The organism is Nonomuraea sp. SBT364, from assembly GCF_001083785.1.
Classification (GTDB): Bacteria; Actinomycetota; Actinomycetes; order Streptosporangiales; family Streptosporangiaceae; genus Nonomuraea.
In genome coordinates this window covers 1-24,938 of record NZ_LAVL01000126.1, presented here as the reverse complement: position 1 = coordinate 24,938, position 24,938 = coordinate 1, and the positions used below count along the sequence as shown (strand labels likewise).

Genomic DNA, 24,938 nt, shown 5'->3' with positions numbered 1-24,938 from the left:
TCCCCGGAGGGCGCCGTCCCGGCTCCGGCCGCGCTCCCTTCGGGGGGCGGAGGCTCGGTCCGGGCCGCGCTCGCCCTGAGTGCCGGTGGGGTGGCTCCCGTCGTGACGGGGAGGGTGGTGCGGCCGGTGGGAGCGGTGGACGGGTGGTCGTGCCGGCTGGCCGGGCGCGGGGTCAGGTGCGCGAGGCAGCCGCTGGCGGCGGGGCAGGGCACGGCGGTGTTCCTGCGCGTCGAGGTGGCAGCTGCCGCACCCCGGGGCTCCGGTCCGACCCTCCGCGTCGAGGCGGGCCCCCTCCGGGCGCGAGCCAGGTCGACCGCGGGCGTGCGATCCACCGGCGCCCCCGCCCGGTTCGCCGCCGACGGCAAGGTCGTGGTGCGGGCCGCCGGCAACTCGTTCCTGAGCTGCCCCTCCGACCGCGACGACTGCGTGGCGGCCCGGCGACGCCACGGCGACCAGCGCGACAACGACCTGTGGCCGATGCGCCTCCAGGACGACGACGACGAGCCCGGCACCCCCGCCTCCAGCGCGGCCAGGCTCGCCCTCCCCAAGGGCTCCCGCGCCGTGTGGGCCGGCCTCTACTGGTCAGCCGGCACCCCCGCACCGGCCTACCCCGAGGACACCGCCGGCGCCCCCCGGACGATCGCCCCCATCAGGCTCAAGGCCCCCGGCCGCAAGCGGTACGTCGAGGTCAGGCCGACCCAGGTGGATCACGCGGAGCTGCCGTCGGGCCCCGCCTACCAGGCGTTCGCGGAGGTCACCAGCCTGGTGAACGCGGTCAACAGGTCCGGCACGTGGTGGGCCGCCGCACCGCCGCTCCCGGAAGGCCCGGCGGGTCACGCGGGCTGGAGCCTCGTGGTCGTCGTCTCCGCCCCCTCGGCCCCGTACAGCAGGGCCGTCGTCCTCGACGACGCCGCCGTGGTCGGCGGCGAGCACGACCTGGTACGGATGCCGCTCGGCGGGCTGGGACGCGGCACGGCGGACGCCAGGGCGCAGGTGGTCGTGTGGGAGGGGGACGCCGACCTGAAGGGGGACAAGGTGTCGCTGGGCGCGGGAGCGCTCGCGCCGGCCGGCGGCGACCATGACCGGGAGAACGTCTTCGACGGCTCGTCCAGCGGGGCCGACGGGATGACGTTCGGCGTGGACGTGGACACGATCACCGGGAGACTGGGGTCGCGGCCGTGGGTGGCGATCGCCTCGGAACGGGACGCGGTGATGTTCGGGGTGGCGGCCGTGAGCGTGCGCGCAGACCAGTGACCTATAACGGGACAAAATGGTACCGTGCGCCTTGTTGGTCAGGCATAACGTCGGCCGCGGGGCGAATCGTCGGGATTAACCCTCGCGCGATCACTTGCTTTCATTACCCTGGGACAGGGCCGCCGAGTCCGGCTCTCACGGTGCGGAGCCAGCAAGTCGGACCACCAGGAAAGGGGCCGTGTCAGTGGATCGCTGCGCGCTGTTCGTGGACGCTGGCTATCTGCTGGCTGACGGTGCGATGGCCGTGCATGGGACCCGCCATCGCGAAGCCGTCTCCTGGGACTATCCGGGGCTGCTGCAGCTCATGTCCGGCCTGTCGCGCGAACGCACCGGCCTGCCGCTGCTGCGCTGCTACTGGTACGAGGCGACGGTCGAGGGCAGGCACACCTCCGAGCACGACGCGCTCGCCGACATCCCCGGCCTCAAACTCCGGCTGTCGCGCATCCGCCCCGGCCGCCGCGAGGGCGTCGACGCCCAGGTGCACCGCGACCTGATGACGCTGGCCCGCAACAACGCCATCTGCGACGCGGTCGTGGTCAGCGGCGACGAGGACCTGACCCAGGTGATGTGCGACGCCCAGGACCTCGGCATCCGCGTCACCGTGGTCAACATCGCGGCCGAGGCGAGCTCCGCCAGCTGGGCCGTCTCCCGCACGCTCAGGCAGGAGAGCGACGACCTCATCGAGCTCGGCGGCGCCCACCTGCGCCCGTACGTCACGCTGGTGACCGGCGCCACCGAGGCGTCCAACGGCCACCACCAGCCGCTCAGCAACGGCCAGGGCGCCCACTCGCTGCCGGCCGCGTCGCTCCCGCCGTCGCTGCCGTCGGCCCCGGCCGGCACCGGCAGCCACGCGCTCCCGCAGTCCGGCACGCCGACGTCCGGCCAGCCCTCGATCGGGTCGTCGCCGAGCCGCGCCCAGCCCCCGCCCGCGCTGCCCACCTACACCTTCCAGTCCGACCCGTCGCCGGCGCCGCAGCCGTCGCCCGCCCCGGCCACCGGTCCCATCCCGCAGCAGCAACCGCAGCAGCAGTCGCCGACGACCGGCCAGTTCTCCTCACCGTCCAGCGGCGGCGCCTACCAGCAGTCGCAGCTCGGCTCCTACACCGGTCCGCAGGCCGCCCCCGTGTCGCCGCCGTCGGCCGCCACGGCCGGGGCCACCACGCTGGCCGACGCGGTCAAGTCGGCCCACCGCGAGGGCCACGACTTCGGCGAGTCGGTCGCCCGCGACGCCCCGGCGCTCTGGCTCGAAGCCGTGCTCGCCCGCAAGCCCCGCATGCCCTCCGACCTGGAGGCCAGGCTGCTGCAGGGCTCGTCGCTGCCGATCGACTTCCTGCTGCACGACGAGGTCCGCCACGCCCTGCGCCGCGGCTTCTGGGACGCCCTCGAACGCGCCCGCCACTAGCTGCGTCGACCATTGACTGAGCCCCGTCCGGCGCATGGACGGAACCGGCCGTTCCCGGCTCTGGCAGTCCCGCCAGTGGGTGAGCCAGGACGCCGGGGTCAGGACAGCGCGTCGAAGCCGGCGCGCAGGTGCAGGACGCGCTCGCCGAGGTCGCTCAGCGGGCCCGAAAGGGTCGGGTCCTGGGCCTTGCGGGCCAGCTCCCGTACGCGGGCCAGCTCGTCCTCGACCGCCGTCAGGCGGCGGGACAGCTCCGGCAGGACGCCCCCGTCGGGGGTGTCCGGCGGCAGCTCACCGGCCAGCCGCTCGCGCAGCAGCGACGCCTGCTCGGCCAGGCGCTTGTGCATGTTGTACAGCTCGGCGAACACCGACACCTTGGCCCGCAGCACCCACGGGTCGAAGGGCTTGGTGAGGTAGTCGACCGCGCCGGCCGCGTAGCTGCGGAAGGCGTAGTCGGGCGCGCTGTCGACCACCGTCAGGAAGATGATCGGGATGTTGCGCGTGCGCTCCCGCCGCTTGATGTGCGCGGCGGTCTCGAACCCATCCATGCCGGGCATCCGCACGTCCAGCAGGATCAGTGCGAACTCGGTGTTGAGCAGCGCCTTGAGCGCTTCCTCGCCCGACCTGGCGCGTACCGGCACCAGGTCGAGCGAGCTGAGGATCGCCTCAAGCGCGATGAGGTTCTCCTCGCGGTCATCGACCAGCAGGATCTTGGCCCGATCCGCCATGGATCACGACCCTTCCGGGGAGGAGGATTCGGGTGCGGCGGCGCGTCCGCGGCTCAGCCAGCCGCGCAGCCGTTCGAGCAGCCGGTCGACGTCGACCGGCTTGGGCACGTAGTCGGAGGCGCCGGAGGCGATGCTCTTCTCACGGTCGCCGCGCATGACCTTGGCCGTGAGCGCGATGATCGGCAGATCGGCGAACTGCGGCATGCGCCGGATGGCCGAGGTGGTGGCCCAGCCGTCCATCTCCGGCATCATGATGTCCATCAGCACGAGTGCGACGTCCTCGTTCCGTTCGAGCTGCTCGATCCCCTCACGACCGTTTTCAGCGTAGACGACCGTGGAGCCGTGCCGTTCGAGCACGCTGGTCAGCGCGAACACGTTGCGGATGTCGTCGTCGACGATGAGGATCTTGGCGCCGTTGAGCGGGTCTTCTCCCTGCCACTGGCTGGTCTCGACCGGGGCCTCGACCAGCTCGGGCAGCGGCAGGTCGAGCGGCAGCGGCGGCTCCGGCGAGAGGGACTCGGGCTCCTCGATCTGGGCGGTCAGGAGCTGCCTGCGCGGGGCGCCGCCGTCGGTCGCGGCCAGCGGGCCGGTGTAGGAGGCCGGCAGGTAGAGGGTGAACGTGCTGCCCTGGCCCAGCTCGCTGTCGACGTGGATCTCGCCGCCCAGCAGGCGGGCGATGTCGCGGCAGATGGCCAGGCCCAGACCGGTGCCGCCGTACTTGCGGCTGGTGGTGCCGTCGGCCTGCCTGAACGCCTCGAAGATGACCTCGCGCTTGTCGGGCGCGATGCCGATGCCGGTGTCGATCACCTGGAAGGCGAGCAGGTTGGGCGCGCCGTGCAGCGTCTCGTCGTCGAAGTCGACGTCGGTCGGCGCGGGCGCCACCCGCAGCTTGACCTCGCCCTTCGGGGTGAACTTGACCGCGTTGGACAGCAGGTTGCGCAGCACCTGCTGCAGGCGCTGCTCGTCGGCCCGCAGCTCCTGCGGCACGTCCGGGTCGACGTCGACGGCGAAGGCCAGCCCCTTGTCGGCCGCCAGCGGCGCGAACGCCGCCTCCAGCAGGTCGACCATCTTCGGCAGCGACACCTGGATCGGGTGGATGTCCATCCGGCCAGCCTCGACCTTGGACAGGTCGAGCATGTCGTTGATGAGCTGGAGCAGTGCCGATCCGGCGCCGTGGATCGTGCGGGCGAACTCGACCTGCTGCGAGGTCAGGTTGCCCTCGGCGTTCTCCGTCAGCAGCTTGGCCAGCACGAGCAGGCTGTTGAGCGGCGTGCGCAGCTCGTGCGACATGTTGGCGAGGAACTCGTTCTTGTAGCGCGAGGAGACGGCGAGCTGCTCGGCGCGCTCCTCCAGGGTGCGGCGGGCCTGCTCGATCTGGAAGTTCTGGATCTCGATGGCGCGGTTCTGCTTGGCCAGCAGCGCCGCCTTGTCCTCCAGCTCGGCGTTGGACCGGCGCAGCTCCTCCTGCTGACGTTGCAGCTCGTCGGAGCGTTCCTGCAGCTCGCGCGTCAGGCGCTGCGACTCTGTCAGCAGGTCTTCGGTGCGCGAGTTGGCGATGATCGTGTTCATGGTGACGCCGATCGTCTCCACGAGCTGCGTCAGGAAGTCAAGGTGCACCTCGCCGAACGGCGTGAACGAGGCCAGCTCCAGCACACCGAGCACGCGGCTCTCGAACAGCACCGGCAGCACCACGATCTGCGCCGGGGTCGACTGGCTGAGCCCGCTGTCGATGGTGATGAACTTCGGCGGCACGTCGTCGAGGATGATGTGCCGCCCCTCGGCGGCCGCCTGCCCGACGATGCCCTCGCCGAACGCGAACCGCTGGCGCGGCCCCCGGTCGGGCCGCACCCCGTAGCCGCCGATCAGCAGCAACTCGTGCTCGCCCTCGGGGTCGACGCCGTAGAAGGCGCCGTAGCGGGCCGACACGAGCGGCGTGAGCTCGCTCATGGTCAGCTTGGCCACCTCGAACAGGTCGCGGTGGCCCTGCATGAGCCGGGAGATGCGGGCCAGGTTGGACTTGAGCCAGTCTTGCTCCTGGTTGGCCTGGGTCGTCTCGCGGAGGTTGGCCACCATCGAGTTGATGTTGTCCTTCAGCTCCGCCAGCTCGCCCTGCGCCTCGACGGCGATCGAGCGGGTCAGGTCGCCGCGCGCCACGGCGCTGGTCACGGTGGCGATGGCACGCACCTGCGTGGTGAGGTTGCCGGCCAGCTCGTTGACGCTCTCGGTGAGCCGCTTCCAGGTGCCCTCGACGCCCTCGACGCGGGCCTGGCCGCCGAGCTGGCCCTCCGAGCCCACCTCGCGGGCCACTCGGGTGACCTCGGAGGCGAACGAGGACAGCTGGTCGACCATCCGGTTGATGGTGGTCTTCAGGGCCAGGATCTCGCCCTGGGCGTCGACGTCGATCTTGCGGGTGAGGTCGCCGTTGGCGACCGCGGTGGTCACCTCGGCGATGTTGCGCACCTGCGAGGTCAGGTTGTTGGCCATGAAGTTGACGTTGTCGGTGAGGTCCTTCCACACACCGGACACGCCGCCGACCCGCGCCTGGCCGCCGAGCTGCCCCTGGGTGCCGACCTCGCGGGCGACGCGGGTGACCTCGTCGGCGAACGACGAGAGCTGGTCGACCATGGTGTTGAGGGTGTCCTTGAGCTGCAGGATCTCGCCCTGCGCGTCGACCGTTATCTTCTTCGACAGGTTGCCCTGCGCCACCGCCGACGACACGGCCGCGATCTGCCGCACCTGGGAGGTCAGGTTGTTGGCCATCGAGTTGACGTTCTCCGTCAGGTCCTTCCAGACCCCGGACACGCCGCGTACCTGCGCCTGGCCGCCGAGCTGCCCTTCGGTGCCGACCTCGCGGGCCACCCGGGTGACCTCGGAGGCGAACGAGGACAGCTGGTCGACCATCGTGTTCATGGTCGACTTGAGCTCCAGGATCTCGCCCTGGGCGTCGACGTCGATCTTGCGGGTGAGGTCGCCGTTGGCCACGGCCGTGGTCACCTGGGCGATGTTGCGCACCTGGTAGGTGAGGTTGTTGGCCATCGAGTTGACGTTGTCGGTGAGGTCCTTCCAGACGCCCGACACGCCCTTCACCTCGGCACGACCGCCCAGCTTGCCCTCGGTGCCGACCTCGCGGGCGACGCGGGTGACCTCGTCGGCGAACGACGAGAGCTGGTCGACCATGGTGTTGAGGGTGTCCTTGAGCTGCAGGATCTCGCCCTGCGCGTCGACGGTGATCTTCTTCGACAAGTTGCCCTGGGCCACCGCCGTCGCCACGGTCGCGATGCTGCGCACCTGGTAGGTGAGGTTGTTGGCCATCGAGTTGACGTTTTCCGTCAGGTCCTTCCAGACCCCGGACACGCCCGTCACCTGCGCCTGCCCGCCGAGCTGTCCCTCGGTGCCGACCTCGCGGGCGACGCGGGTGACCTCCTCGGCGAAGCCGGACAGCTGGTCGACCATCGTGTTGACGGTGTTCTTCAGCTCGAACATCTCGCCCACGGCGTCGACCGTCACCTTGCGGCTCAGGTCGCCCTTGGCCACCGCGGTCGTCACCACCGCGATGTCGCGCACCTGCGCGGCGACGCGGGACGACATCGTGTTGACCGCCTCGGTGAGGTCGCGCCAGCTCCCGGACATGCCGCGCAGGTTGGCGCTGCCGCCCAGCCGGCCCTCGGTGCCGGCCTCCCTCGCGACCCTCGTGACCTCGGAGTTGAACAGCGCGAGCTGGTCGACCATGCCGTTGATCGCCTTGCCCAGGCGGCGCACCTCGCCGCGGGCCGACCGGTCGAGGTCGATCCGGCGCGACAGGTCACCCTTCGCGACCGCGTCGATGACGTCGGCCGCCCCGCTCACCGGGCTCACCAGGGCTTCGATCAGCATGTTGACCGACTCCACGCTCTCGGCCCAGGCTCCCACGCCCGGGCCGGGCGTCAGCCGCTCGCCGAACCGGCCCTCCTTGACAACTTCCTTGCGCACCCGGACCAGCTCGTTGGCGAGGTGCTCGCGGCGGTCCGCGACCTCGTTGAGCAGCAACCGCACCTCGCTGAGGATGCCCGCGGGCGCGTGCGGGACCCGGCGCCGGAAGTCACCGTCACGCCAGGAGAACAGCGTCTCCAGGATCGGGACGAGATCCGACTCGGTATAGGTCCTCTCCTCAGGACTTGGCGCGGCCTTGGCCGTTGTCATGGGGCCTCCTTCACCCGCCGGTGACTCCGGTGAGTGATTCAAGTCTGTCACGATGAGTAGCTCGTAGTCCTGTCCTTGGATTTACCCCAAGTCAGCGGGAAGTGTGGTAGGCACGTACGGATGACTGCTTCTCCCCATGCGGTGCTCGCCGCGACGTTCGCGCCTGGCGAGACGGCCGTGACGGACGCGATGAGGTTCACGCGCGAGGTGATGACCGCGTGGGCCACCGGAGGCATGCTCCACATCGCCGAGCAAGTCGCGGGTGATCTTGCCGAGCAGGTGGTTGACGAGCCGTTTGAGGTGATTTGGAAGCATCTGGGAGGTGCTGTCCAGGTCGAGTTGAAGCAGCGAAGCACATCGCCGGGTGATCCGAAAGCTCCCTCCGTCACCGTCGAAGAGTGGGGAATCACCTTCGCGGGCGATTCCCGTGTCCATTGGGCAAGGCTCACGCTACCTGGCTCCAAGGGCGCGGAGTCCTCCGAGTGGCTGGAGCAGACCTCGCGCGGGCCGCACTGGCTGGGCTTCCTCGCCGACGCCAGCGACCTGCTGGCCGGCACCCTCGACCCCGACATGGTGCCCGCCATCATCGCCCAGATCGTCGTTCCGCGACTGAGCAGCTGGTGCGGCGTCTACACCGCCGAGAGCGAGGCCGGGCCGCAGCGCCTGGTCTACCTGTGGCACGCCGACGAGGCCCGCATCGACGCGCTGCGCGAACAGCTCGACGAGATGGACGTGACCGCCGTCGGCGCCCGCGCCACCTCCACCTTCCACCTGCCCGACGCGCACGTGCTCGCCGTCCCGCTGACCGCCCGCGGCCGCAGCCTCGGCGTCATGTGCCTGGGCCGCGCCGACCGCTTCCCCGACGAGGTCATCCAGCTCGCCGAGGACATCGGCAGGCGGGCCGCGCTGGCCATGGACAACGCGCGCGTCTACGCCCAGCAGGCCGCCGCCAACCGCGCCCTGCAGCGCAGCCTCCTGCCGCCCAACGAGCCCGAGGTGCCCGGCCTCGACTACGGCGTCGTGTACGAGCCGGCCGGCGAGGTCAACGAGGTCGGCGGTGACTTCTACGACCTGTTCAAGGCCGGTGACGACTCCTGGCGGTTCGCGATCGGCGACGTCTGCGGCACCGGGCCCGAGGCGGCCGCCGTCACCGGGCTGGCCCGCCACACGCTCCGGCTGCTGGCCCGCGAGGGCTACGGAGTGGCCGCCGTGCTCGGGCGGCTCAACCAGGCGATCCTCGAAGAGGGCGAACGGGCCCGCTTCCTGACGCTGCTGCACGGCGACATCTCGCCCGCCGGGAGCGGGCTGGAGGTGCGGCTGGTGTCCGCCGGGCACCCCGAGGCGCTGCGCCTCAAGCCCAGCGGCGTCGTGGAGGGGGTCACCACCCCGCAGTCGCTGCTCGGCGTCTTCCCCGAGGTGGTCTTCGAGGCCGACACCATCCACCTCGACCCGGGCGACGTGCTGCTCGCGGTCACCGACGGCGTCACCGAGCGGCGCTCCGGCGGGCGGCTGCTCGACGACGACGGCGGGCTGGCCAAGATGCTCGCCGAGTGCGCGGGGCTGTCGGCGCGCGCCGTCGCCGAGCGCATCCGCCGCGGCGCCGCCGACTTCGCCGCCCAGCCCAGCGCCGACGACCTCGCCATCCTCGTCCTCCGCGCCCGCTGACCCCGCCTCCCCTTCCCCAACCAGAAGCCCGCCTTTCTCCCCACCCAAAGGGCGCACGGCCCCCGCTGGGTCCGCCTTTCTGTTAGGGCGCGGCCCTCGCTGGGTCCGTCTCCCGGTAGGGGCGCGGTCCCCGGAGAGGGCCGCCTTCCCGGAGGGGCGTGGTCCCCCAGATGGGGCTCGCTCTTCCGAAGGTCCCCTTCCTCAGATGGGGCTCGCTCTTCCGAAGGTCCCCTTCCTCCGGAGGCGGACACTTCCCCGATGGGGGAGCCGCTCACCGAAGGGGTGCGGTCCCCGACGAGGGGGTTGCTTGCCTGGAGGGGCGGCGTGGCGTCACGGAAGGGGCTCGCCTCTCAATGGGGCGCTCCTCCGCAGGGAGTCCGCTCTCCAGAGGCACGGCCCTCGAAGAGGGGGCTCGGCCTCCCGGAGGAGCGTGGTTCCGAGCAGGGGCTTGCTTGCCTGAGGGGCGTGTCTCCGAGGGGACCGCTGTCCTGAAGGGACCGCTCTTCTGAAGGGGGCGGTCTTCTGAAGGGGGCGGTCTCTGGAGAGAGTGCGCTTGCCGGAGGGGACGCTGGCCGGAGGGGGTGGTCCCCTGAGAGGGCGTGCCCTTCGGAGAGGGCTCACCGCCCCAAGAAAGCGCCGTATGCGGAGAGGCGCGGCATTCGAAGAGGGGCCCGGTGTCCCGGAAAGCCCGGCTTCCGGGAAGGGGGGCGGTGCTCCGGAGAGGGTGGGGGGTCCGCAGCGGGTGCTGTACGGGAGGGGGTCAGGAGACTTGGAGGTGTTTGCGGGCGAAGTCGAGCTGGAGAGCCATCTGGGCGATGCGCTCGGCGACCACGAGGGTGCCGCGCACCGGGCTGTAGGTGTAGAGCTCGTGCTCGCACCCGTGCTCGGCGAGCTGGTCGACGTACATGCGCACCTGCCGCAGCGGGCTGCGCGTGTCGTCCTCGCCGGCCAGGATGAGCACCGGGCTCTTCACCTGGTCCACGTACGTGATCGGCGAGCTGGCGGCGTAGCGCTCCGGCTGGTCGTCGGGTGAGCCGCCGAGCAGCGCCCGGTGGTAGGCGCGCAGGCTCTCGGCCTCGTCCTCGTAGGCGGTCCGGTGGCAGGCGATGGGCATCGCCGCGATCCCGGCGGCCCACTGGCCGGGCTGGGTGCCGAGGCCGAGGAGGGCGAGGTAGCCGCCCCAGCCGGTGCCCGACAGCAGCATCCGCCCGGGGTCGGCGATGCCGCGTTCGGTCACGTACTGCCGCACCGCGGCGACGTCGGACAGCTCGATGTGGCCGACCTCGGCGTGCAGCGCGTCGCGCCAGGCGGAGCCGTAGCCGGTGGAGCCGCGGTAGTTGACGCGGACGACGGCGAATCCGGCGTCGACCCAGGCGGCGACCTCGGGGGAGAAGGAGTCCTGGTCGTGCTCGGCCGGCCCGCCGTGCAGCATGAACACGGTGGGGAACGGCGCGGCTCCGCTCTCGGGCCGGGAGACCAGCGCGTGGATCAGGCCGCCGGGGCCGTCGACGTCGAGGTCCTCGACCGGGACGCTGGGCGGGGCGGCGGGGCCGCCGGCGTTCATCACGACCTGGCCGGTGCTGGAGCGGATGACGGGCGGGCGGGAGGCGCTGGACCAGGAGTATTCGACGTGCCCGCCGGGCCGGGGCATGGCTTCGTCGATCACGCCGTGCGGCGTGTCGATCAGCGTCAGGACGCCGCCGGCCAGGTCGTAGCGGTGCATGTGGCTGCGGGCCCGGTTGCCGCGCAGGATCAGCAGGCCGCGCCCGTCGTGGTACCAGTCGGCGGTCAGGTCGCCGGAGTCCTTGAGCCAGATCTCGCGCTGCTCGCCGGTGACCGGGTCCCACACGAGCGGTTCGTGGCGGCGGCGGCGTTCGTGCAGGGCGAGCAGGCGGCGGTCGCCGGGCACCGGGGCGAAGGTGAGGCCGATCACTCCCTTGCCGGGGCCGTCGTAGAGCTCGCCGACGGTGTCGCCGCTCTTGCGGACGACGCGGAGCGCGGGGTGGCGGAAGCCGCCGTACTCGCCGTGGTTGATGGCGATGAGCTCGCCGTCGAGCGACATGTCGGCGACCCAGGCGGCCTCGGGGTGCTCGTACAGCAGCCGGGTCGGCTCGCCGTCGCGGGCCAGGTGGATGCGGAACGCGCCCTCGCTGGCGAGCGTGAGCGCGACGAGGCCGGTGGTGGACAGCGCGATGCCGCCCGGCTGGCCGGGAGGCAGGTCGGGGGCGGCAGGTTCGGCGGCGCCGCCGGAGAACGGCTGGCGGAACCACATGCCGAACTCGTCGCCGTCGGTGTCGGCGAACCAGTAGACCCACTGGCCGGTGGGGTCGATGGCGGCGTAGGTCGTGCCGCGCGGCCGTTCGGTGACCTGGCGGGTGACGCCGGTCGCCCGGTCCCAGGCGTAGACCTCCCACGTGCCGGTGACGTTGGAGCGGTAGATGGAGCGGCTCGGCGCAAGGCGGGCCCAGGTGGGCAGCGACATGCGCGACGCGCGGAACCTGGACTGCCAGCGTTCCTCCGCCTTCATCCGGCGCGCCCCCTCCCTCTGTGGCCCACGCCGCCCTGGCGTGGGTTGCCGTCCAGTATTGCGCCTGTGTCGCGGAAATACTCCGGGAATGTGGGGGAATTTCGGACTAAATGCCCCATCAGTAACACCTGTCTCACTCGTCCGTCAAGGAGCGGGTCTTGCACAAGGTGTCACTTCGAAGGTAGATAGCGAAAACGCCGCCTTTACAACTACTTTTCCCCGTTTTTTCGTGACTCCGGGGGAGAAATAGCTCGAAATTCTCTCCTCCAGCTCCGCCGTCCCCGTGTGCCACGCGCTCGGCCCCATCCCCACGACCTCCAGCACGTCGGCCGGCCCCAGCTCCATCTCGAACGCGACCTCCTGCCGCCGGGTCTCGGTGAACCCCTCCAGGCTCCGGGCGACCCGCCGCTCCTTGTCGGCGTCGACGGACAGCAGCCCCAGTTCCTCGACCAGCGGGCTCAGGTGATCGCCCGTCGGTGTCACGACCACCACCGCCCCGCCCGGCCGCAGGATCCGGCGGAACTCCGGGCCGTTGCGCGGGGCGAACACGTTGATCACCACATCGGCCGCCCCGTCGCGGATCGGCAGCGTGCGCCAGACGTCCGCCACGAACGCCCCCGCCCGGGGATGCGCCCGTGCGGCTCGCCGTACAGCATGCTTGGACACATCGAACGCCATCCCAACGCCACGCCCCGCGGCCGTGAGCACCGTCGAAAGGTAGTAGCCGGTCCCCGCGCCGGCGTCAACCATGACCGGGCGGTCCGCAAGCGCTTGCGGCGCCGGCCCGGAACCCATTTCGGCACTACCGTACGCCTTCGCGGCTTCGCCGTCAGGCGAGTGTGAGAACGATTCGGTATGACTGAGAACGCTCCCACCGAGCGCCCGCGCGAGCGGCGCGTAGTGCCCGGCCTCCAGGAAACGGGAGCGCGCGGCCACCATCTCCGCGCTGTCGGCCGTCCCGGGCGGCCGGGAGCCGACCAGCAGGCTCACGTATCCCTGCTTGGCCACGTCGAAGGAGTGCCCGCGCGCGCACCGCAGCGAGCCGGGGTCGAGCCGCACCGGCTCCCGGCAGACCGGGCAGGCGAGGTGTTCGACGATGTCAGCCAGCATCAGGCCATTGTGGCCGAGGTCAGGAAGGCGGCGTTGGAGGGGGTGTCGCGGAGCTTGCCGACGAGCATCTCCATCGCCTGCTGCCGGTCCAGGCCGCTCAGCATGCGGCGCAGCCGCCACACGATCTGCCGCTCCCGGTCCGGCAGCAGGATCTCCTCGCGGCGGGTGCCGGAGGCGTCCAGGTTGACCGCCGGGTAGAGGCGCCGCTCGGCCAGGTCGCGCGTCAGGTGCAGCTCCATGTTGCCGGTGCCCTTGAACTCCTCGTACAGGTTGTCGTCCATCCGGGAGCCGGTCTCGACGAGCGCGGTGGCGAGGATGGTGAGCGAGCCGCCGCCCTCGACGTTGCGGGCGGCGCCGAAGAAGCGCTTGGGCGGGTAGAGGGCGGCGGCGTCGAGACCGCCGGTGAGGACCTTGCCGCCGCCGGGCGCCAGGTTGTTGTAGGCGCGGGCCAGCCGGGTCAGCGAGTCGAGCAGCAGCACGACGTCCTGACCGGTCTCGACCAGGCGCTTGGCCCGCTCGATGGCCAGCTCGGCGATCGTGGCGTGGTCGCGGTCGGGGTGGTCGAAGGTGGAGGAGAAGATCTCGCCGCGCACCGAGGCGCGCATGTCGGTGACCTCCTCGGGCCGTTCGCCCACGAGCAGCACCATGAGGTGGACCTCGGGGTGGTTGCGCGTGACGGCGTCGGCGAGAGCCTGGAGGACCATGGTCTTGCCGGCCTTGGGCGGCGCGACGATGAGCCCGCGCTGCCCCTTGCCGATGGGCGTGAACAGATCGATGACCCGGGTGCTGAGCGACTCGGTCTCCAGGCGGAGGCGCTCTTCGGGATGGACGGGGGTCAGCTCGGCGAAGCGCGGCCGGTGCCGCCAGTCGGTGTGGCCGTTGACGGCCTCGATCTGGACGAGCTTGCCGCCCGACGCCTCGGCGACGACGTGATCGCCGGGACGCAGGCCGTACTGCCGGATCTTGTCCGGATGCAGGCGCAGGTCGTCCGGGCCGGGCAGGTGGTCGGTGCGGATGAAGGAGGCCTTTTCTCGCACGTCGAGAAGGCCGGTGTGAACAGACATGGTGAACCCCTTGAGGGTGCGCCGAAACAGATCGGCGAGAGTTGAGAAGACCGGCCCGCGAAGAGGGGCGGTGAGATCAGCGGAGCGTGAAGCTCGACGCTGGGGGCAACGTATCACACGTCGCTGTCCATGCAACGCCTAGTCCTGTTGGGCTATTCCCGGGGGATTCCTCGTGTCTTGGCGCGCGCTTCGGGTAGCGGACCGTAACAATGTTCTTCTCCGCTCCCTCTGCGTAGAGCAAGCGAGCTGCAGGACCTTTGCAATGCGCCGAAGGTTCCATGGAGAAGAGAATCCTAGGGGGATGAGATGAACAGCACCCGATGCCCGCGTTGTCACAATGAGCTCGACGAGGGCCCGATCATGTATCGGTGCGCCACCTGCTGCCGCGCCGTCTACGCGGCCGACCTCGAGAACGAGTACGTGCCGCGCGAGCCGGTCGCCGCCTAAGCTGAGCGGCGTGCCGCACCACCCGAAAACCGTTTCAGGCGTCGAGGTCACACCGCTCTGCGACGCCGTAGGCCCGATGGGCGAGGCGATCCGCCGCCCGCTTCCGGAGATGTTCCCCGGCTCGGCGCTCCCGGACGAGCCGTGGGTGCTCCACTTCCACTGCTACCTGCTCCGCGACCGAGCCGGCCGCCTGACGCTGGTCGACACCGGCATCGGCGGCACCGACTCGCTCGCGTCGAGCTGGGCGCCGGTTCCCGGAACGCTGACCGGTGAGCTCGCCGCCGCGGGCGTCGCGCCCGCCGACGTCGACACGGTGATCCTCACGCACCTGCACAGCGACCACGCGAGCGGCGCCGTCTCCGACGGCCGCCCACTGTTCGAGAACGCCCGGTACGTGGTCCAGCAGGCGGAGCTCGACGCCGCGGACGGCCTGCTGGCCGATCGGGTGCTCACCCCGCTCAAGGGGCAGTTGCTGGCCGTCGACGGCGACGCCGAGGTCACGCCCGGCGTGCGCGTCCACCTGACCCCCGGCCACACGCCCGGCCATCAGATCGCCCGCGTCGGCGAGCTGGCCGTGACCGGCGACCTCGTGCTGCATCCCGTGCAGCTCGACGACCCCGCCGTGCGCTACGTCTACGACGACGACCAGGAACGGGCCGCCGCCACCCGCGCCGCGGTGCTCGGCGAGCTGCGGGCGGCGCACGCGCTGCTCGCCACGGCACACTTCGCCGAGCCGTTCGTCAGGCTCTGAGCCCCGCGTCGGGCTTCAAGTATCGTCAGGTTCCGGCCAGTGCGGGCTGGTCGGTCAGCAGGGCCGACGGGAGCGACACCCTGGCCGTCAGCCCGCCGTACGGCGACGCGGTGAGGGTGACCCTGATCCCGTGCCTGGCCGCCAGCCGGCCGACCACGAACAGCCCGAGCCGGTCGCTCTGCGCCAGGTCGAACTCCGGCTTCTCGGCCAGGCGGGTGTTGAGCTCGTCCAGCTCGGCCCGCGACAGGCCGAGCCCGCGGTCCTCCACCTCCACGATCAGCCCGAACGGGGTGGACGTGGTGCGCAGGTCGACCCGGGTGCGCGGCGGCGAGAACAGGGTGGCGTTCTCGACCAGCTCGGCCATCAGGTGCGCCACGTCGGTGACGGCCGTGCCGATCAGCGCGACGGGTGGCGCCTGCAGCACCTCGACCCGCTGATACTCCTCCACCTCGGCCACGGCGGCGCGCAGCACGTCCAGGATCGGCACCGGGTTGCGCCAGCCGCGGCCCGGCGTCTGGTCCGACAGGATGATCAGGCTTTCCGCGTGCCGGCGCATGCGCGTGGTCAGGTGGTCGAGCTTGAACAGGTCCTCCAGCTCGGCCGGATCCTCGGTGCCCCGCTCCATGCCGTCGAGCTGCAGCAACTGGCGGTGCAGCAGCGACTGGTTGCGCCTGGCCAGGTTGACGAAGACCTGGTTGACGCCGTGGCGCAGCCGGGCCTGGGTCACCGCGGCCTCCACGGCCGTGGACTGCACGTGGTTGAACGCCTGCACGATGTCGCGCACCTCGGACGTCTCCGCCTTGATCTCCAGCGGCGTGAGCTCCGCGAGCTCGGCCCGCGAGGGCGGGCGCGTGCTCGTGCGCAGCCGCTTGACCAGGTCGCGCAGGCGCACCTCGGCCAGCTCGGTGGCGGCGTCGCGGAGCCCGGCGAGCTCGCGTACCAACCGCTTGCGGAAACGCAGCGACAGCAGGATGGAGGCGATCACGGCGATCAGCCCGATCCCGCCCGCCACCCCGATCTTGATCAGGATGCCGGCGGCCGCGGGGGTGACCCGCTGGGTGATGGCCCGGCCGGAACTGCGCTGGTTGCGCTCGGACGCCTTCCAGAGGTTCGTGGCGTCAACGGGCCAGGTGGCCGCCTCCGCCGGCAGGCCGTTGACGATGGCCTGCCCTCTGATCGCGTCCTCCGCCTCCAGGAACTCCACGTACATCGGGGAGGTCACGAGCTGCTGGTACGGCCTGCGCAGCCCGTCGTCGAGGTGGGACATGGCCTGGGCGTAGAGCAGCCGCCTGGTGGCCGTCCAGTCGGCGAACGCCTCGCGCTCGGCGGGGGTCATCCGGCCCCGGCTCAGCACCACCGCGATCATCGCGCGCTCGCGTGACAGCAGCTCCTTGGCCTCGCCCAGCATGGTCAGCGCGCGGGCGTTGCGGTAGAGCGTCATGTCGGGGACCAGCACCATCGCGTCGTACATGCGGAAGGAGGCGTCCACGATCTGGTTGTAGCCGTTGATCAGGTCGAGCGGGGCCGCGCCGGGGGCGTCGGCCTCCCGCCGGACCTGCGGGAGCTGGTCGAGCCGCCGGTTCAGGGTGGTGAGCTGGGCGGTCATCTCCGGGCTCAGGTCACGCTGCCGGGCGGCCAGCTCGCGGAACTTCCTGGCCGCCGTGTCGGTCTGCGAGCGCTGGATGTCCAGGGTCTCGGGGTTGCGCCCGGCGGTCACGTACTGGATCGAGGAGAGCCGCTCGTTCTGCAGGTGGGTGGTGAGTTCCTCGGAGGGGGCGGCCAGGTTCGTCGCCAGCTCGTCGATCTCCAGCATGCGCAGCCCGTCGCCGGCGGTCAGCCCGGCGGCGAACGCCCACAGGCCGACCAGGGAGGTCAGCGGGACCAGCAGGAGGATGAGGAGCTTGATCGCGATGGGACGGCCACGTGTGGGGGGCATGCGACCTCCGGGTGCATGATGAGCGCGCATCGCAGATTACACCCGTCATGCGAAGAAACGCCGCGAATCATCGGCGCGAGGGCGCCCCGCCGCCCTCGCACCGGTGTGGTCACCGCTCGGTCACCGCTTGCTCTCTTCGCGGCCGGCGACCAGACGGTCGTCCGTTCGCCCATCCACGTGCCCATCCGCGTGGCCGTCCGTGTGGCCGTCCGCGTGCTTGCCCGTACGGCCGGCGATCGGCTTGCTGGTGGCGGCGTGCTCGCGTTCGAGCTTCCGCTCCAGCTCGCGCTTCTCGTCCTCCAGCCGGGCCACCTTGTCGGAGGCGTCAGCGCGTACGTGAGCCAGCCGGCGGCGGCGCCTGGCCGAACGGCGCGAGCCGGCGGCGATCAGCCAGAAGCCGAGCACCAGCAGCGCGGCCGAGACCGCGCCCGCCAGGAACATCTCGACGTGGTCGGGCGTGAACGTGTAGCCGAACAGGATGTACCGGGCGCTCTCCTCCGTGATGGCCACCACGGCCGCCGCACCGGCGAGCAGAACCAGTAACAGACCTAGAAAGATCATCTCAACTCACTCCTCGTCGTCAGAGCGAGATCCCACTGCCCACAGTCCGGCGCGGTATGCCCGGCGGGCACGGGGTTGCGGGTCATGATTGCGGTCATGAGACCCGAACCAGGCCAGGTGCTGCACTTCTCCGAGGACCCGACCATCGAGCGTTTCCTCCCGCACGTCGCGCCCACCTCGCAGTTGCGCGAGCCCTACGTCTGGGCGGTGGACACCGAGCGGTGCCCCGCTTACTGGTTCCCCCGCGCCTGCCCCCGGGCGATGGCCTGGCGAGGGCCGCGCACGGCGCAGACCGACGTGGACCGGATCGTCGGCGTGGGCTGCGGCGACCGGGTGCACGCGGTCGAGTACGGCTGGCTGAAGGCGATGATGGACGTGCGCCTGTTCGCCTACAGGCTGCCCGCCGCCGAGTTCGCGCCGCTCGGCGACCCGCCGAGCGCGGTCGTGGCGACCGTGCCGGTGCTGCCGCTCGGCCCGCCGGAGCCGGTCGGCGACCTGTTCGAGCTGCACGAGGAGGCCGGGATCCAGCTCCGGGTGCTCGACAACCTGTGGCCGTTCTGGAAGGAGGTGACGGCCAGCACCATGGAGTTCAGCGGGATCCGGCTCCGGAACGCTCGGCGATGAGCTCCATCAGCGTCTCCAGCGGCATCGAGCCCGGCTCGCGCCGCTCCCTGGCGAACCTGTTGGCCTCCCGCTGCAGCACCTCGTTGGCCGGGGTGGCGATGCCGAGCTCACGGGCGAGCAGCACGATCTCGCCGTTGAGGTAGTCGGCCTCGATCGACCCGGTGGCCCTGGCCAGGCTCTGCCAGGACGAGCCGCCGTCGCGCATGCTGCCGCCGATAGGCAGCAGGTCGACCTGGTCGCGGCGGAGCTCACGCTCCTCGCGGGGCGTGGAGTAGGGGATGCCGGCCTCCTCCAGCACGTGGGTGCCCTCGCACCTGACCATCTCCAGCACCTCCTCCACGCCCGCGCCGTGCCCGGCGAGCGCCTCGACGGCGTTGGCCAGGTTGGCGAGCAGCTTGCCGTACTTCCAGCGCATCACCTCGGCCGACGGCAGCGCGACGAACCTGCTGCGGTCGAGGTCGATGGCGATCTGCTTGGCCAGTTCGTCGGAGCCGTGCGGGTAGCAGCCGACGTGCAGCAGCCCCGAGCGCGGCGAGCCGTAGGCGGCCACGGTGCCGGGCTCGGTGTGCAGCGCGGGCAGCCACACGCACATCCCGTAGACCTTCTCGAACCTGCGCAGCGCGGCGCGCTCGTTGTCGACGCCGTTCTGCGCGCACACCACCGGCAGGTGCGTGGGCCACGGCGCGAGCGCGGCCACGGTGTCCTGCGACTTCGTGGCCACGATCAGCACGTCGTCGTCGCGGCACGCCACGGGGCCGTCGGCCGCCGGGATGTCGAGGACGTCGTCGGAGTATGGAGTGATCAGGCGCAGGCCGCGACTCTTCAGTGTCTCGTAGTGGGCGCCCCGCGCGACCAGCAGCACCTCGTGCCCACCCTGGAACAGCCGGGCGCCGATCGTGCCGCCGACCGCTCCCGCTCCGATGACGATGTAACGCATGGTTCCGAGGATGTCATCCGCTCGTTCGCGAGCGCCACCGAGGTGCCTGAGTCGTACTAACGCAGCAGCGGCAGCCGGGCCGTGTGGCGCTCCACGGCCGCTCTGGGCCCGAACAGGCTCACCCCGAAGTACGTCACGTCCTCGGTCTTGGTGCCGGCCAGCTGGGCCAGGTAGTCGTCGTAGACCCGGGCCCGCTGGGCGACGTCGGCCATGTCGGTGACCACCAGGCCCGGCTCCCGGGCCGCGTCGTCCCTGATGCGCCGCACGATCGCGGCGGGGGCGGCCAGCACTGTGCAGCCGATCCAGGGCAGCCCCGCGTGCGGCTCCCCGGACGCGTCGTCGCCGCCGGGGCCGACGATCGCCGGCACCGCGTGGCCGACCGAGGCCGCCAGGCACGCCGCGGCGTTGGCCTGCAGCCCGGCGGGCAGTTCGCGGTCCACCACCATCACCCATTTGACCGGTAGCTTCTTGGTAGGCAGGTCGGTGCGGCGCTCCATCCGGCTACTCCCATCCGTGTCCGAACTTTCTTGGGAAGAATCACATTGTGGCCGCTGGATGAACAACTTGATGTTGTGGATTCCGAAGAAAATTCGGATATTCGTGAGACGATGCGCCCGTGGACGAACTTGATACGGCGATCCTCGCCGAGCTGCAGCGTGACGGCCGCCAGACCAACCGCGAGCTGGCCGAGCGCATCGGCGTCGCCGCCTCGACCTGTCTCGAACGGGTGCGGGCGCTGCGCCGCGACGGCGTGATCGAAGGCTTCCACGCCGAGGTCAACCTCGACGCGATCGGCCGTCCGGTGCAGGCGCTGATCAACGTCCGGCTGCACCCGAAGATCCGCGAGGCCGTCGAGGGGTTCCGCGACTACGTCACCTCGCTGCCCGAGACGCTCGCGGTCTTCGTGGTGTCGGGCGGCGACGACTTCATCATCCAGGTCGCCGTCCGCGACACCACCCACCTGCGGGACTTCGTCCTCGATCACGTCTCGCGCCAGCGCAACATCGCCGACGTGCGCACCTCGCTGGTCTACGACCACATCCGCAAGACGTCGGTCGAGGTGCTGCCGAAAGAGCCGAGGTCGCGCAAACCCCGCTAGACGCGCGCCTCGGCCGCCCTCGCCAGGATCTCCTCCACCGTCTGCGCCGGCGTCTGGGCCGAGGTGTCGAGCCACAGCCCCAGGCGCGGCGTGTCGCGGCGCAGCGCCGCGTCGAGCTCCGCGACCGTCCACGCGCCGTAGCCGTTCTTGGCGCGCTCACGCTCGCGCCGCTCGACCACGGCCGCCTCCGGGGCCAGCACGACGACGTGCAGCGGACGGGTGCGGATCAGCCCGGCGAACAACGCCAGATCCGCACCGAGCACCACATCCTGCACGACCGCCGTGAACCCCTCACCGGCATACAGATCGGCCGCCGCAGCGGCGATCCGATAGCGGAGGTGAAGCTGGCGTACGGCCTCCTCCGGCAGCTCGGGCGTCATGCCGACGCCGCCGCTGACCACCATCCGCCGGAACGCGTCGCCCCGCACGTGCGCCGCCTTCGGCAGCCGCTCGGCCAGCGCCTGCGCCACCGTGGACTTGCCCGACGCGGAGATCCCGGTGATCAGGAACGCCGTCACGCCCCCACCAGCTTGCGCACCCGGTCGGCTCCCACCGCCAGCAGCAGCGTCGGCAGCCGGGGCCCGGTGTCACGGCCCACCAGCAGCCGGTAGAGCAGCGCGAAGAAGGCCCGCTGGGCCGCCTTCACCTCGGGCGTCGGCTTGGCGTCGGCCTCCAGCCCGGCCTGCCGCTTCGGCACGCCGTAGACCAGCGCGGTCAGCCCGTCGAGCGACCAGTGCGCGTCGAGCCCCTCGACCAGCATCGCCAGCGCCTCCCGCTCGGTCTCGCCGAGCGTGTCGAGCAGCTCGCCGTCGGGCTCCTCACGCACCCGGGTGCGCTGCTCGGCGGGCACCTGCGTGTCGATCCACCGCTGCGCCCGGTCCAGCCGGGGCCGCGCCTCGCCCAATGAGCCGATCCCGTCGAGGTCGCCGAGGATGCGCAGGATCTGCGCGGCGTCGCCGGTCGTGACGTCGGCGATGGAGGCCAGCGTGCGATAGGGCACCGGGCGGGGTGTATCGGGCAGCGGCCCGTCCGCCGTGCGCACCGCCCGGCCGTGCGCGGCCAGCTCGGCGGGCTGCGCGTCGCCGCCGGCGACCTTGCGGCCGAGCGCGTCCCACTCGTCGTAGAGCCGCTGGATCTCCTGGTCGAAGGCGATCTTGAAGGACTGCGACGGCTTGCGGCGTGCGTACAGCCAGCGCAGCACCGGCGCCTCCATGATCTCCAGCGCGTCGGCCGGCGTCGGCACGTCACCCTTGGAGCTGCTCATCTTCGCCATGCCGGTGATGCCGACGAACGCGTACATCGGCCCGATCGGCTGCTCGCCGCCGAACACCTCGCCGACGAGCTGCCCGCCGACGATCCACGCCGACCCCGGCGAGTGGTGATCGACGCCGGACGGCTCGAACACCACTCCCTCGTACGCCCACCGCATCGGCCAGTCGACCTTCCACACCAGCTTGCCCCGGTCGTGCTCGGCCAGCCGCACCGTCTCGCCGAACCCGCACACGCACGTGTAGGCCAGCTCCGTGCTGGCGTCGTCGTAGGCCGTCACCGTGGTGAGATCACGCTCACACAGCTCGCAATAGGGCTTGTACGGGAAATAGCCCTCCCGCTGCTGCGACCGGTAGCGGGCCAGGACGGCGTCGATCCGCTCCCGCTCGCGCATGGCCAGCAGGATCTGCTCCCGGTAGACGCCCGAGGTGTATTGCTCCGTCTGGCTGATGCCCCGGTATTCGACGCCCAGCTCGGCCAGCGCGGCCTCCATCGGCGCCTTGAAGTGCTCGGCCCAGGACGTGTGCGCGCTGCCAGGAGGCGCGGGCACCGAGCTCAGCGGCTTGCCGATGTGCTCCTCCCACGACGGGTCCACGCCCGCCGGGACCCTGCGGAACCGGTCGTAGTCATCCCAGGACAGCAGGTGGACGCAGTCGTGGCCGCGCCGCCTGATCTCGTCGGCCACCAGGTGCGGGGTCATCACCTCACGCAGGTTGCCGAGATGGATGGGCCCCGACGGGCTCAGCCCCGAGGCGCACACGATCGGTTTTCCGGGCGCGCGACGCTCCGCCTCGGAGATGACCTCGTCCGCGAATCGGGAGACCCAGTCGGCCTCCGTGCTGTCAGCAGCGCTCATCGCGCCATTCTTGCGGCTCGGCCGCCCCTAGGCCAACGCGTTCGCCCGTGTCAGGTCAGCTCCACCCGGCCGAGCGGGCTCTCCAGCACCGCGCGCAACGCCACCGCGGCCCCCGCCTGCACGTCCAGCTCGACCCTCAGGGCTCCCAGCCAGGCCAGCAGCTCCGGCGGATCCGGATGCGTCGCGCCGAAGGCGACCAGGCTCACCTGCGGGAGCCCGGACGAGGCGGGATGCGGCGTGGCGCCCCAGTCGATGAGGAACGGCACCGGGTCCACCCGCGCCGGCTCGTCCCAGCGGGTCAGCCGCCACTCCAGCAGTCGGCCGTCGGGGGTGCGGCGCGACATCGGCTCCACGTCCCCCGGGTCGTACCCCTGATCGCGGGCCTCCCGCACGGCCTTGCCGATGTCGTCGGGATGCACCGCCCACCCCGCCAGCCGGGGCACGTCGAGCAGCTCCAGCTCCGCGGCACGCCGCCGCGTCGCCGGGTCGGCCGCCGGATCCGGCCCGATGATCTCCAGGTACGCGGCCGGTCCCAGGCCGACGAGGTAGTTGGCGGTGCCGCCCGGATGACTGCCGCCGGCCACCGGGGTCACGCCGGTCCGGCGGCCGAACTCGGCCACGGCCGCCGTCAGGTCGGGCACCGCGTAGAGCAGATGGTCCAGTCGAGGATCGATCACGGTCGGCCCCTCCCATGTCGGCGTAGGGCCATCCAAGTCCGGCGCGGGCGGCGCGGCAATGACCGCCGGGTTATTCGCCGGTCACACCGTCGATGCGCTCGCGCAGCAGGTCCGCGTGGCCGTTGTGGCGGGCGTACTCCTGGATGAGGTGGATCAGGATGCGCCGGTGCGAAACCTCGTTGCCGTCGCGCCGCCGCTTGGCGATCGCGTCCAGCGGCAGCCCGGCCGACACCTTGCGGGCCAGCTCGATCTCCGCCCGCCAGGTGGCGAACGCCTCCTCCGCCGACGCGCCGTCCACGTCCTCGAAGTCGGCGTCCTGCCGCTCCGCCTTGCCGTACAGCAGCGGGACGTCCTCGTCGTCGATCATCCGGCGGAACCAGGCCCGCTCCACGTGCGCCATGTGCCGCACCAGCCCGAGCAACGACATGCCGGACGGAGGCACCGCGCGCCGCCTGAGCTGGTCCTCCGACAGACCGGCGCACTTGGCCGCCAGCGTCTCGCGGTGCCAGTCGAGCCAGCTGTAGAGGATCGCGCGTTCGTCACCGTCGAAGATCGGCGGAATCCTGGTCTCTGCCATGGCCGTCAACCTATCGAGTGGTGATTTCGAGATAGGGGGCGGTCTTGGAGGAGAGGCCGCCGATGGCCAGGCCCACACCCTCCGACTCGGCCAGTCCCACGCTGGCCTGACTGCCGAGTTTCGCCTTCAGGTAGCCGGTCACGTTCAGCTTCACCCAGCTGCCGTTCACGCCCACCGGCGGGAACTCGCCCAGCGACGCGCCCAGCCGTGGCCGGGTGTCGAAGGTGACCTTGGAGTTCCAGCCGTTCCCCATGGCGTACGCGCCCGCCCGGCCCTCGGCGTCGACGGCGTCGTCGACCCGCATGTGGGCGTACAGCACGATGGAGGCGATCCGGGCAGGCTTGACCTTGACCGAACCGAGGTCGAAGCGGAAGTACGTCTCTCGGTAGTAGGCGGGGTTGCCCTGCTTGACCTTGCACTCCACGCAGGCGGCGAAGGAATCGCCGGAGTAGCCGCCGCCGCGGATCATGTTGGTCAGCGTGGCGGGCACGCGCAACTTCCGGGGGCCGGCCTTCGCCTCCGTCGAGGCGGTGGGCGTCGCCGTGGCCCCGACCTTGAGCGGGAGGGCGCCGACCCGGGACGCGCCGTTCATGGTCACCTTGACGGTGATGCGGACCTGGCCGGCGGCGAGCACGGTGACCTGGCCGTCTGGGCTGACTGTGGCCACGCGGGGATCGGCGCTGTGGAAGACGAGGGCGGCCCGGCCCAGGCCGGCGGGGCGGCCGTTGGACAGGCGGCCGGTGACCTTCAGCCGGAAGGTCTGGCCCGGCGCGTGGGCCTTCTCGTCCGTGGTCACGAACACCTTGGCGAGGGTGGGCTTCTTGGCCGTCGCCGAGGGCTCCGCCGGGCTCGACGCGGAGACGACGGGCTCGATCGCGGTGGCCGGGGGCCGCGGGGTGGCGGTGGCGGGCACCGCCGTCGCCGGGGCGAACCCGCCGCTCAGGTGGACCGCGGCCACCGCGGCGGCCGTCGCGGTGAGCGCCGCCGCGGACGCCAGGATCCAGCGGCGCGACTTGCGGCGCGCCACGGTGGGCGTGGATACGGCGGTCCCGGTGTGAAAGGAAGGGCCGCCACCCGGCACCGGAGGCGCTCCGCCCGGCGGCGCCGATGCGGCAGACGGCCCCGCCACGTGTGACGGCCCCTGCATGTGCGACGGCCCCTGCGCGTGCGACGGCGCCTGCGCGTGCGGCGGCCCCTGCATGTGCGACGGCGCTTGCCCGTGCGCGTGCGGCGGCGCCTGCATGTGCGGCGGCGGCGGGACGGGGGATGGTGGCGGCA

20 protein-coding genes and 1 pseudogene are annotated in these 24,938 nt (G+C 71.5%); 7 read left to right on the top strand and 14 right to left on the bottom strand.

Annotated elements, in window-relative coordinates; translation table 11 throughout:
* Positions 1 to 1,254, top strand: a pseudogene (locus tag ADY59_RS35660) (hypothetical protein); the annotation flags it as partial.
* 184 nt (positions 1,255 to 1,438) lie between these two features.
* Complete coding sequence (locus tag ADY59_RS35655; protein WP_049571997.1) at positions 1,439 to 2,656, top strand: NYN domain-containing protein; 1,218 nt, start codon at positions 1,439 to 1,441, stop codon at positions 2,654 to 2,656.
* 98 nt (positions 2,657 to 2,754) lie between these two features.
* Here the strand turns inward: ADY59_RS35655 and ADY59_RS35650 are convergent, their stop codons facing one another.
* Together ADY59_RS35650 and ADY59_RS35645 are read right to left on the bottom strand one after the other, a co-directional pair.
* Entirely contained in the window at positions 2,755 to 3,381 is a 627-nt protein-coding gene (locus ADY59_RS35650) for a response regulator (RefSeq protein ID WP_049571995.1), read from the bottom strand.
* A gap of 3 nt (positions 3,382 to 3,384) precedes the next feature.
* Positions 3,385 to 7,560: a HAMP domain-containing protein gene (locus ADY59_RS35645; RefSeq protein ID WP_049571994.1), complete on the bottom strand. Its 4,176-nt coding sequence runs from the start codon at positions 7,558 to 7,560 to the stop codon at positions 3,385 to 3,387.
* 120 nt (positions 7,561 to 7,680) lie between these two features.
* Here ADY59_RS35645 and ADY59_RS35640 point away from each other — a divergent pair, with 120 nt between their 5' ends.
* Positions 7,681 to 9,225: a PP2C family protein-serine/threonine phosphatase gene (locus tag ADY59_RS35640; protein WP_049571992.1), complete on the top strand. Its 1,545-nt coding sequence runs from the start codon at positions 7,681 to 7,683 to the stop codon at positions 9,223 to 9,225.
* Positions 9,226 to 9,985: 760 nt separating this feature from the next.
* On the opposite strand, the gene ADY59_RS35635 is transcribed toward ADY59_RS35640, so the two are convergent.
* The 3 genes from ADY59_RS35635 to rho form a co-directional block, all read right to left on the bottom strand.
* On the bottom strand, positions 9,986 to 11,752 hold the full coding sequence (locus ADY59_RS35635; RefSeq protein ID WP_049571989.1) for a S9 family peptidase: 1,767 nt from the start codon (positions 11,750 to 11,752) through the stop codon (positions 9,986 to 9,988).
* A gap of 144 nt (positions 11,753 to 11,896) precedes the next feature.
* Complete coding sequence (locus ADY59_RS35630; RefSeq protein WP_049571987.1) at positions 11,897 to 12,862, bottom strand: putative RNA methyltransferase; 966 nt, start codon at positions 12,860 to 12,862, stop codon at positions 11,897 to 11,899.
* Positions 12,862 to 13,926: a transcription termination factor Rho gene (rho, locus tag ADY59_RS35625; protein WP_082310653.1), complete on the bottom strand. Its 1,065-nt coding sequence runs from the start codon at positions 13,924 to 13,926 to the stop codon at positions 12,862 to 12,864. The genes ADY59_RS35630 and rho overlap by 1 nt, the downstream gene beginning before the upstream one ends.
* Positions 13,927 to 14,232: 306 nt before the next feature.
* Here rho and ADY59_RS51825 point away from each other — a divergent pair, with 306 nt between their 5' ends.
* Together ADY59_RS51825 and ADY59_RS35620 are read left to right on the top strand one after the other, a co-directional pair.
* Positions 14,233 to 14,373: a hypothetical protein gene (locus ADY59_RS51825; protein WP_197094016.1), complete on the top strand. Its 141-nt coding sequence runs from the start codon at positions 14,233 to 14,235 to the stop codon at positions 14,371 to 14,373.
* Positions 14,374 to 14,383: 10 nt separating this feature from the next.
* Complete coding sequence (locus tag ADY59_RS35620) at positions 14,384 to 15,124, top strand: MBL fold metallo-hydrolase (RefSeq protein ID WP_231619050.1); 741 nt, start codon at positions 14,384 to 14,386, stop codon at positions 15,122 to 15,124.
* Between the two features lie 25 nt (positions 15,125 to 15,149).
* On the opposite strand, the gene ADY59_RS35615 is transcribed toward ADY59_RS35620, so the two are convergent.
* Both ADY59_RS35615 and ADY59_RS35610 read right to left on the bottom strand, forming a co-directional pair.
* Positions 15,150 to 17,060, bottom strand: a complete 1,911-nt coding sequence (locus ADY59_RS35615; protein WP_049571982.1) for a sensor histidine kinase — start codon at positions 17,058 to 17,060, stop codon at positions 15,150 to 15,152.
* Positions 17,061 to 17,180: 120 nt separating this feature from the next.
* On the bottom strand, positions 17,181 to 17,621 hold the full coding sequence (locus tag ADY59_RS35610) for a hypothetical protein (RefSeq protein ID WP_049571980.1): 441 nt from the start codon (positions 17,619 to 17,621) through the stop codon (positions 17,181 to 17,183).
* Between the two features lie 96 nt (positions 17,622 to 17,717).
* On the opposite strand from ADY59_RS35610, the gene ADY59_RS35605 reads away from it, so the two are divergent.
* Positions 17,718 to 18,245 carry a DUF6886 family protein gene (locus tag ADY59_RS35605; RefSeq protein ID WP_049571977.1) on the top strand — a complete coding sequence of 176 codons (528 nt, stop codon included), beginning with the start codon at positions 17,718 to 17,720 and terminating at the stop codon, positions 18,243 to 18,245.
* Here ADY59_RS35605 and ADY59_RS35600 read toward each other — a convergent pair.
* The gene (locus ADY59_RS35600) at positions 18,211 to 19,182 is read right to left on the bottom strand and encodes a ketopantoate reductase family protein (RefSeq protein ID WP_049571973.1); all 972 of its coding nucleotides are present in this window, start codon (positions 19,180 to 19,182) and stop codon (positions 18,211 to 18,213) included. The genes ADY59_RS35605 and ADY59_RS35600 overlap by 35 nt on opposite strands.
* A gap of 56 nt (positions 19,183 to 19,238) precedes the next feature.
* Entirely contained in the window at positions 19,239 to 19,679 is a 441-nt protein-coding gene (locus ADY59_RS35595; RefSeq protein WP_049571971.1) for a DUF2000 domain-containing protein, read from the bottom strand.
* A gap of 119 nt (positions 19,680 to 19,798) precedes the next feature.
* On the opposite strand from ADY59_RS35595, the gene ADY59_RS35590 reads away from it, so the two are divergent.
* A complete protein-coding gene (locus tag ADY59_RS35590) occupies positions 19,799 to 20,281 on the top strand; it encodes an Lrp/AsnC family transcriptional regulator (protein WP_049571968.1) in 483 nt (160 codons plus the stop codon).
* On the opposite strand, the gene ADY59_RS35585 is transcribed toward ADY59_RS35590, so the two are convergent.
* The 5 genes from ADY59_RS35585 to ADY59_RS35565 all read right to left on the bottom strand — a co-directional run.
* Positions 20,278 to 20,799, bottom strand: coding sequence for an AAA family ATPase (locus ADY59_RS35585; protein ID WP_049571967.1), 522 nt, complete (start codon positions 20,797 to 20,799; stop codon positions 20,278 to 20,280). The genes ADY59_RS35590 and ADY59_RS35585 overlap by 4 nt on opposite strands.
* Positions 20,796 to 22,406, bottom strand: a complete 1,611-nt coding sequence (lysS, locus tag ADY59_RS35580; RefSeq protein ID WP_049571964.1) for a lysine--tRNA ligase — start codon at positions 22,404 to 22,406, stop codon at positions 20,796 to 20,798. Before lysS ends, ADY59_RS35585 begins: the two co-directional genes overlap by 4 nt.
* A gap of 50 nt (positions 22,407 to 22,456) precedes the next feature.
* Entirely contained in the window at positions 22,457 to 23,083 is a 627-nt protein-coding gene (locus ADY59_RS35575) for a VOC family protein (protein WP_049571963.1), read from the bottom strand.
* 70 nt (positions 23,084 to 23,153) lie between these two features.
* Positions 23,154 to 23,660 carry a DinB family protein gene (locus ADY59_RS35570; protein WP_049571960.1) on the bottom strand — a complete coding sequence of 169 codons (507 nt, stop codon included), beginning with the start codon at positions 23,658 to 23,660 and terminating at the stop codon, positions 23,154 to 23,156.
* A gap of 10 nt (positions 23,661 to 23,670) precedes the next feature.
* Positions 23,671 to 24,938, bottom strand: a 1,268-nt coding sequence (locus ADY59_RS35565) for a CBM96 family carbohydrate-binding protein (protein ID WP_231619049.1), incomplete at its 5' end; no start/stop codon positions are given.